Raw genomic sequence first — 7,385 nt, 5'->3', positions numbered from 1 at the left:
CAATCGGAATCTGGTGCTCTCCGCTCGCGCGGCGTAGCGCCAAACTCGGCAGTCTCCGACAAAGCCGGGGCGGTTCAGCGCCGCCTGCAGCAATTCGTTTGCCGCAAGATAGGGGTGACCGATGGCCAATGCACCCGTCGATAGAGCATGAATGTTGCATACCGTTGCCTTTCAAGACCGGCTCGTCAAACTAACATTCACTAGAAAACAAGTGACCATCAAAGTCGATTGGGGTTAACCTGTTCCGGACGGCCGCGTTGGAAAGGGCGTTCCTGTCGAGGAACTAGGCGCAACGGTCGCAAGGGCCCCCGGCGCGCCCAAGAAGGCGCCGATCTTCCCACACCTGTGTCCCTGCCGCGCAGGACCGGTGAGCACACGGATGAAACTCTGGAGGGCATCGGTTGGATCGACAAGCGATTGCCGATCTGTGCTCCCGCCTGGTCGTCTAACCGAGCCAGCGTGCATCGGGCCAGCGGCCGTTCTCGAACGTGGACTTGACGCAGTCCAGCAGCACCCCGACGACGCAGCGCACGGGCGCCGTGGCTTGCCGGCTGCTGGGTGCCGCCAGCACGATGGTGCGCTTGAGGGCAGGGGAGATCAGCGGGGCCGCGGTGAGAGTCCGCCGCTCGACCTCCTGCGTGACACCCACGGCCGGAAGAATCGTCCAGCCGTGTCCTTGTGCAACCAGTTCCTTCTGGACGCTCAGCGCATTGGTTTCGGCGAACACCTGCAGTGTCACGCCAGCCTCGGTCGCGGCGTGCTCGATGACGGCACGCAAACCCTGTGGCGCGGCGGGGAGGATGAAGGGCTCGCGTGCCACGCGCGCGAGCGTGAGCGGTCGCTTGCGGGATAGCCTCGCCGAGGGCGCCGCCACTGTCCAGAGACTTTCCTCGATCAGGGGCTTTACGTGCAGCGCGGATGTTTCCTTCTGCCCATAGAGCAAGGCGGCATCCACATCGCCGGCCTCGAGCCAGTCCTGCAGGTGCCCTGCATAACCGATGGTCAGTCGCAGACGGATGTGCGGGTAACGCTTGGCCACTTCGTCCGCCAGCAGCGTGGCCAGGACGTCCGATGTGCTGGCAAGCAGGCCAATGCTGACGATGCCCGAAACGGGCCCCTCGACAGGCTGAATTTCTGCCTTGGCGCGCGCGACTTCGTCGAGGATGCGGCGCGCGTATTCGAGCATAGTCTTGCCCGAAGCCGTGAGTTGCATGCCATGGCGGCTACGGTCGAAGAACTCCGTACCCATGTCCTCTTCAAGCAGTCGCAGTTGCCGGGACACCGCAGGCTGCACGAGGTTCAGGAGGGTGGACGCGCGGGTTACGTTGCCGGTTTCGGCGACGGTGACAAAGGCACGCAGTTGCTTGAGATCCATCACACATACCTCGATGCCGAAAAATGATGGTGCGATCAGTTATTTCTATTTTTCCAACGATCCATCAAATATTACTATGACTCGACCAAAGCTACTTACGGATCTTCCTTTATGAGCGCTTCCCTGCTTTCCGCCCCGGACCAATACCAGGAGATTCGTGACGCCGTGCGCGCCCTGTGTAGTCAGTTTCCCGCCGACTATCACCGTAAGATCGACGAGGCACGTGGTTATCCGGAGGAGTTCGTCAACGCCCTGACGAAGGCCGGCTGGCTTGCTGCGCTGATTCCGCAGGACTATGACGGCCCCGGCCTGTCGATGGCCGAGGCCTCCGTCATCATGGAAGAGATCAATCGTTCAGGCGGCAACTCCGGCGCCTGCCACGGCCAGATGTACGTGATGAACACGATCGTATTTAGCGGCACGGAGGCGCAGAAGCAACGCTTTTTGCCCCGCATCGCCGCGGGCGAGTTGCGCGTGCAGTCGATGGGCGTGACCGAGCCCACTACGGGCAGCGACACCACCAAGCTCAAGACCACGGCCGTAAAAAAGGACGGCCGCTGGGTCATCAATGGCCAGAAAGTCTGGATATCGCGCGTGCAGCACAGCGACCTGCTGATTCTGCTGGCGCGCACCACGCCGCTCGACCAGGTGCAAAAGAAGAGCGATGGCCTGTCGTGCTTCATTGTCGAGCTGGACAAGGCCATCGGCAATGGTCTGACGGTGCAGCCTATTCTCAACATGGTGAACCATGAGACCAACGAACTGTTTTTTGACAACCTCGAATTGCCCGAGGATGCACTGCTTGGCACCGAGGGCAAGGGCCTTAAAGTGATCTTCGATGGATTGAACGCAGAGCGCACGCTGATTGCGGCCGAATGCATCGGAGACGGTTACTGGTTCCTCGAAAAGGCGCGGGATTACGCGAACGAGCGCAAGGTCTTCGGCCGTTCCATCGGCCAGAACCAGGGCATCCAGTTCCCGCTCGCCGAATCGTTTATCGAGCTCGAGGCCGCCAATCTGATGCGCTGGCGCGCCTGTCAGAAGATCGATGCGCGCGAGAACGCGGGCGTTGAAGCCAATATGGCCAAGTACCTGGCGGCCAAGGCCAGTTGGGAAGCCGCCAATGCGTGCCTGCAAACGCATGGTGGCTTCGGCTTCGCATGCGAATACGACGTGGAGCGCAAGTTCCGTGAAACCCGTCTGTATCAGGTTGCGCCCATCTCCACCAATATGATTCTGGGACATGTAGCCGAACACGTGCTGCACCTTCCGCGCTCTTACTGATATTTGATTGGAACAATGATCATGAAAATTATCGTACCCGTCAAACGAGTGGTCGATTACAACGTCAAGGTTCGCGTCAGAAGTGATGGCGCTGGCGTGGACCTCGGCAACGTCAAGATGAGCATGAATCCGTTCGATGAGATTGCCGTCGAGGAAGCTGTGCGTCTCAAGGAAAAAGGCGTGGCAACCGAAGTCGTCGCGGTGTCCTGCGGTGCGGCGCAGTGTCAGGAAACGCTGCGCACGGCGATGGCCATCGGCGCTGATCGCGGCATCCTCGTGCAGACCGACGCGGAACTGCAGCCGCTGGCGGTGGCGAAGCTCCTCAAGGCGTTAGTGGACAGGGAACAGCCGAGCCTCATCATCCTCGGCAAGCAGGCCATCGACGATGACGCCAACCAGACCGCGCAGATGCTCGCGGCGCTCGCGGAACTGCCGCAGGCTACGTTTGCGTCGAAAGTGGACTTAGCCGGCGATCGGGTCGATGTGACACGTGAAGTGGATGGCGGCCTGGAAACACTGTCGCTGTCCATCCCGGCGGTCATCACCACCGACCTGCGCCTGAACGAACCACGCTACGTGACGTTGCCCAACATCATGAAAGCCAAGAAGAAACCGCTGGACACCGTCAAGCCCGGCGACCTCGGTGTCGATGTAGCACCGCGCCTGAAGACGCTCAAGGTGGCAGAACCGGCAGGGCGCAAGGCCGGCGTGAAAGTGGCAGATGTAGCCGCGCTTGTGGAGAAGCTCAAGAACGAAGCAAAGGTAATCTAAGGAGACGATGGAAATGACTGCCCTCGTTATTGCAGAACATGATAATGCGTCCATCAAGCTGGCTACACTGAACGCCGTCACGGCGGCAGCGGCCTGTGGCGGCGAAGTACATTTGCTCGTGGCCGGGGAAAACGCTGCGGCGGCGGCCCGGGCGGCCGCGCAAATCTCGGGCGTGGAAAAAGTTGTCCACGCCGACGGCGCAGCGCTCAAGGATGGCCTTGCGGAAAATGTCGCGGCTCAGGTATTGGCCATTGCGGGCAATTACAGCCATATTCTGTTCCCGGCCACGGCAAGCGGCAAGAACGTCGCACCGCGTGTGGCAGCCAGATTAGACGTGGCGCAAATCAGCGACATCATCAAGGTAGACAGCCCCGACACCTTCGAGCGTCCGATCTACGCTGGCAATGCGATTGCCACGGTGCAAAGCGGCGACAGCGTCAAGGTGATCACGGTTCGGACGACAGGTTTCGATGCCGCCGCCGCAACGGGCGGCAGCGCCGTGATCGAAACGATTGAGGCCGAGGCCGACACGGGCAAGAGCCGCTTCTTGAAGCGTGAAGTCACCAAGAGCGACCGGCCCGAATTGACGGCGGCTAAGATCATTGTCTCAGGAGGCCGGGCGCTGGGCAGCGAAGAGAAGTTCCAGCAGGTCATCACGCCGCTGGCCGACAGACTCGGCGCAGCGATCGGCGCGTCGCGCGCCGCGGTGGACGCCGGCTATGCGCCGAACAACCTGCAGGTGGGGCAGACGGGCAAGATCGTAGCACCGCAGTTGTATATCGCCTGCGGAATTTCCGGGGCGATCCAGCATCTGGCGGGGATGAAGGATTCCAAGGTAATCGTGGCAATCAACAAGGATCCCGAAGCACCGATCTTCAGCGTCGCCGACTACGGCCTGCAGGCTGATCTCTTCACAGCGGTGCCAGAACTGGTCAACGTGCTGTAGCGCATGACCCGCTTTCAAATCGATTCTCCCTGGTAAAGCACGATGCATACGAATCTTCAAAGTCCAGATTCCTACGATGCCTGGGCCGGCCGCAGTGAAGAATGTGCGGATCAACTCACCGAGGCGCCTGTGCGGCTCATGCAGGCCATGCTGGACTATTCCGATCCGGTGAAGCTGCCCTCCAGGCTGCCGCCGTTGTGGCATTGGCTATATTTTCTACCGGGTGAGCGTCAATCCAACATCGGCCCGGACGGGCATCCCCAGCGCGGCGGCTTCCTTCCGCCGATCACCCTTCCGCGGCGCATGTGGGCCGGAGGGCGGTTGCGGTTTCTGCGTCCCCTAACCGTGGGTGAGCCAGTACGGCGCCTCTCGACAATCAGGGGCATCCAGACCAAGTCCGGGCGCAGTGGTGAACTCGTGTTCGTGACCGTGTCGCATGAAGTCGCTGACGCGAAGGGCGTCGCCATTCGCGAGGAGCAAGACATCGTCTATCGCGACGCACCGGCGCCCGGGTCACCTGTGCCGCAGCCCGCGGCGGCCCCGACCGACGAGCAGTTCGGCCGCACAGTCATCCCCGACCCTGTGCTGCTGATGCGCTATTCGGCGCTGACCTTCAATGGCCATCGCATCCACTACGACCGTCCCTATGCGATGCATGAAGAAGGCTATCCGGGCCTCGTCGTGCATGGGCCGCTGATCGCGACACTGCTCGTAGAGGAGCTGCGTCGGGTTCATCCGCAAAAGACAGTTCGCAGCTTCGAATTCAAGGCAGTCAGTCCTTTGTTCGATACCGCGCCATTCGCGCTCAACGGCAAGATCGAGGACACGACGGCACGACTGTGGGCGCGCGGTCCGCAAGGCCAGTTGGCGATGCAGGCCAGCGCAGAACTCGAATGACACCGAGCCGATAACCCGAGAGACGATACACGCCATGTCAGAACCCAACCGCAGTGGCCCGCTCAGCGGCATGACCGTCATCACGCTGGAACACGCGATCGCCGCGCCGTTCTGCACACGCCAGCTCGCCGACCTCGGTGCGCGAGTCATCAAGGTGGAGCGTCCCGGCGTCGGCGATTTCGCGCGCGCCTATGATCACCGCACGCGCGGTCTGGCCTCGCATTTCGTCTGGACCAATCGCTCCAAGGAAAGCCTGACGCTGGACCTCAAGCAGTCCGCCGCACTCGAGGTGCTGGGCGAATTGATCGCCGAGGCCGACGTGCTGGTGCAAAACCTGGCACCCGGCGCAGCGGCGCGCATGGGTTTGTCGTTCGAAACGCTGCACGCAAAATATCCGAAGCTCATCGTCTGCGACATTTCGGGCTACGGCGCGGACGGACCCTATCGCGACAAGAAGGCCTACGACCTGCTGATCCAGAGCGAGGCCGCCTTTCTCTCCATCACGGGCACGCCCGATGAGCCCAGCAAGGCGGGCAACTCGATCGCCGACATCGCAGCGGGCATGTATGCCTATACGGGCATTCTCAGCGCGCTGCTTCACCGTGGCATCAGCGGTGAAGGCTCGCATGTCGAAGTCTCCATGCTCGAAGCGCTGGGCGAGTGGATGGGCTTTCCCATGTACTACGCCTATGACGGCCAGCAGCCGCCCGGACGCAACGGTGCAGCGCATGCCACGATTTATCCCTATGGCCCATTCAAGGCTGGCGATGGCCGAGTCGTGATGCTGGGGCTGCAAAACGAGCGGGAATGGAAGCTGTTTTGCGACATCGTGTTGCGCCGTTCCGAACTCGCGACCGATCCACGCTTCGACTCCAACGTGCGTCGCGTGGAAAACCGCGCGGTCCTGAAAGACGTCATCGAACAGGGTTTTGCGAGTCTCACGGCGCCAGATGTCATCGCGCGCCTCGACGAAGCCCAGATCGCCAACGCCGCTGTCAATCAGGTGGGCGATTTGTGGAGTCACCCGCAGCTCCATGCTCGCCAGCGTTTCCGTTCCATCGGCTCGCCCGCGGGAGAAATGCAGGCTCTCTTGCCGCCCGCAACCGTCAACACCTTCGATGCCCGCATGGACCCCGTACCCGCGCTCGGCGAACACAGCGCGACGATTCTGCGCGAATTGGGGCGTTCGGATGCCGCCATCAGCGAATTGCAGGCTGACGGAGTGATCTGACCCATGCCCACAAAAACCGAGTCTTCCGTGAGCCATGCGCGCAGTCTGCTGTTCGTGCCCGCCACGAGACCTGAACGCTTCGTCAAGGCTTTGGGTTCGGGCGCGAATGGCATCATCATCGATCTGGAAGACGCCGTTGCCGATGACAGCAAGATCAGCGCGCGCGAGCAACTTGCACAGCACTTGCCTCAACTGACTCCGGCAGAACTGGCACGCACCTCGGTACGCGTCAATGCGGTAGACACCCCCTGGCACGACGCGGAAATCGCGCTGCTACGAGACTGGGCAGGCAAGGGCGTGACCGTGATGCTGCCGAAGTCCGATCACGCAGCCGCGATGCGCGACGTTGCACAGGCCCTCGGCCCCGAGGCGGCCATCGTGGCTCTGGTCGAGTCGTTGAGCGGTCTCGACGCAGCCGATTCGCTGGCGCGCGATCCTCAGGTTGTTCGTCTGGCCTTCGGCCATCTCGATTTTCAACTGGACCTGGGCATGCACGCGTCGGCCGACGAACCCGAACTGGCTTTCGCGCGCAACGCCCTGGTCGCCGCATCGCGCCGAGCGGGACTGCACGCACCCATCGATGGCGTGACGACCGACATCGGCAATACCGAGCGTCTGATTGCCGATGCCCGGCGCGCACGCGCGTTCGGCTTCAGCGGAAAGCTGTGCATCCACCCGTCTCAAGTGGCCGGTGTGAACGAAGTCCTGGGCTATTCCGATGCAGAAAAGGCCTGGGCGTTGCGCGTTCTGGACGAAGCGGCGAAGCACGGTGGCGAAGCCTTCCGTCTGGAAGGTCACATGGTCGATCTGCCGGTGATCCGCGCGGCCGAGGCGATCGTGGCAAGCATACTTAAATGAGAGCCGAAATCGCCTGATCAGCG

Annotated in this window: 7 protein-coding genes; 6 read left to right on the top strand and 1 reads right to left on the bottom strand. The window is 61.8% G+C overall.

What is annotated here, in order from left to right:
* Window positions 1-445: 445 nt before the first annotated feature.
* A complete protein-coding gene (locus AWB75_RS25740; protein ID WP_061126864.1) occupies window positions 446-1,375 on the bottom strand; it encodes a LysR substrate-binding domain-containing protein in 930 nt (309 codons plus the stop codon).
* 111 nt (window positions 1,376-1,486) lie between these two features.
* Between AWB75_RS25740 and AWB75_RS25735 the strand changes: the two genes are divergently transcribed.
* Genes AWB75_RS25735 through AWB75_RS25710 form a run of 6 tightly spaced genes read left to right on the top strand, consistent with a single transcriptional unit; the run spans window position 1,487 to window position 7,362 of the window.
* On the top strand, window positions 1,487-2,659 hold the full coding sequence (locus AWB75_RS25735) for an acyl-CoA dehydrogenase family protein (RefSeq protein ID WP_061126863.1): 1,173 nt from the start codon (window positions 1,487-1,489) through the stop codon (window positions 2,657-2,659).
* A gap of 21 nt (window positions 2,660-2,680) precedes the next feature.
* The gene (locus AWB75_RS25730) at window positions 2,681-3,430 is read left to right on the top strand and encodes an electron transfer flavoprotein subunit beta/FixA family protein (protein WP_061126869.1); all 750 of its coding nucleotides are present in this window, start codon (window positions 2,681-2,683) and stop codon (window positions 3,428-3,430) included.
* Between the two features lie 13 nt (window positions 3,431-3,443).
* On the top strand, window positions 3,444-4,376 hold the full coding sequence (locus AWB75_RS25725) for an electron transfer flavoprotein subunit alpha/FixB family protein (RefSeq protein ID WP_061126868.1): 933 nt from the start codon (window positions 3,444-3,446) through the stop codon (window positions 4,374-4,376).
* Between the two features lie 42 nt (window positions 4,377-4,418).
* The gene (locus AWB75_RS25720; RefSeq protein WP_061126862.1) at window positions 4,419-5,273 is read left to right on the top strand and encodes an FAS1-like dehydratase domain-containing protein; all 855 of its coding nucleotides are present in this window, start codon (window positions 4,419-4,421) and stop codon (window positions 5,271-5,273) included.
* Window positions 5,274-5,307: 34 nt separating this feature from the next.
* The gene (locus AWB75_RS25715; protein ID WP_061126861.1) at window positions 5,308-6,504 is read left to right on the top strand and encodes a CaiB/BaiF CoA transferase family protein; all 1,197 of its coding nucleotides are present in this window, start codon (window positions 5,308-5,310) and stop codon (window positions 6,502-6,504) included.
* A 3-nt stretch (window positions 6,505-6,507) separates the two neighbouring features.
* Window positions 6,508-7,362: an HpcH/HpaI aldolase/citrate lyase family protein gene (locus AWB75_RS25710; RefSeq protein ID WP_061126860.1), complete on the top strand. Its 855-nt coding sequence runs from the start codon at window positions 6,508-6,510 to the stop codon at window positions 7,360-7,362.
* Window positions 7,363-7,385 lie beyond the last annotated feature (23 nt).

The sequence above is a fragment of the Caballeronia catudaia genome (genome assembly GCF_001544755.2).
GTDB lineage: Bacteria > Pseudomonadota > Gammaproteobacteria > Burkholderiales > Burkholderiaceae > Caballeronia > Caballeronia catudaia.
This window is presented reverse-complemented; position numbering and strand designations above follow the sequence as displayed.

Coding starts and splice junctions, on each gene's coding strand:
- AWB75_RS25740 (WP_061126864.1), bottom strand. CDS start 1,375: ATGGATCTCAAGCAACTGCGTGCCTTTGTCACCGTCGCCGAAACCGGC.
- AWB75_RS25735 (WP_061126863.1), top strand. CDS start 1,487: ATGAGCGCTTCCCTGCTTTCCGCCCCGGACCAATACCAGGAGATTCGT.
- AWB75_RS25730 (WP_061126869.1), top strand. CDS start 2,681: ATGAAAATTATCGTACCCGTCAAACGAGTGGTCGATTACAACGTCAAG.
- AWB75_RS25725 (WP_061126868.1), top strand. CDS start 3,444: ATGACTGCCCTCGTTATTGCAGAACATGATAATGCGTCCATCAAGCTG.
- AWB75_RS25720 (WP_061126862.1), top strand. CDS start 4,419: ATGCATACGAATCTTCAAAGTCCAGATTCCTACGATGCCTGGGCCGGC.
- AWB75_RS25715 (WP_061126861.1), top strand. CDS start 5,308: ATGTCAGAACCCAACCGCAGTGGCCCGCTCAGCGGCATGACCGTCATC.
- AWB75_RS25710 (WP_061126860.1), top strand. CDS start 6,508: ATGCCCACAAAAACCGAGTCTTCCGTGAGCCATGCGCGCAGTCTGCTG.